Annotated in this window: 1 protein-coding gene; it reads left to right on the forward strand. The window is 59.3% G+C overall.

Annotated elements, in window-relative coordinates; genetic code table 11:
• Nucleotides 1-157: 157 nt before the first annotated feature.
• The coding region (locus NEI07_RS06690; RefSeq protein ID WP_256033553.1) for an IS110 family transposase at nt 158-804 on the forward strand (647 nt) is incomplete at its 3' end.

The raw sequence follows: 804 nt of genomic DNA on the forward strand, positions 1-804 counted from the left end.
CGAAGTGTCGCCACTGGGTTAAATGTTCGAGCAGGACGCCAAGGTGGACCGCGTCGCACAGGGACTTTCCATTCCTGTCGAGACAGATCCCATGAGGGCATAGCGGTGGCCGGGACGGTATCCTGATAGCCGCAACGCCATCAGGGAAAACGATCTCATGGGAAAGACAATTTCATCGGCATGGCCGACGGTCGCCGTGGATTATGACGCCACTCTCATCATGGCTGTGGAAACCAGTAGCAAGAGCTGGGTGGTAGCCGCGCATGTGCCGGGACTTGGGCATATCAAGGCCAAGCAGACGATCGACCCGATGGCCGAAGCGCTCGCGACCTCGATTGAGGGCTATCGTCGTCGCGCAGCAGCTTGTGGAAAAATAATCGATCGCGTGATCGTGGTTTATGAGGCTGGGTATGGCGGCTTCTGGCTGGCCCGCTGGGTGATGGCGCGTGACGTTGAGGTCCATGTCATCCAACCGTCGAGCGTTCCCGTAGAACGGATCAAACGGAGAGCGAAATCGGACAAGATCGATGCCGATCTTCTGCTTCGAACACTGCTTGCTTGGCTGCGCGGTGAACCGCGCGTTTGCTCGATGGTGACGATTCCCGGGGAGGCCGAAGAGGACGCGCGTCGACCCTCGAGAGAACGTGAGGAGCTCATCCGCGAACGCATCATGTTGACCAATCGGATTGGCGCGATACTGGCGACACTGGGAATTGACGACTACAATCCATTGCGTCGCGATCGACGGGTGCGGCTGGAAGCGCTGAGGACGGCGCTGGATCAACCGCTGCCCGAGCACGCCAG

It is taken from the genome of Methylocystis suflitae (assembly GCF_024448135.1).
GTDB classification, from domain to species: Bacteria; Pseudomonadota; Alphaproteobacteria; order Rhizobiales; family Beijerinckiaceae; genus Methylocystis; species Methylocystis suflitae.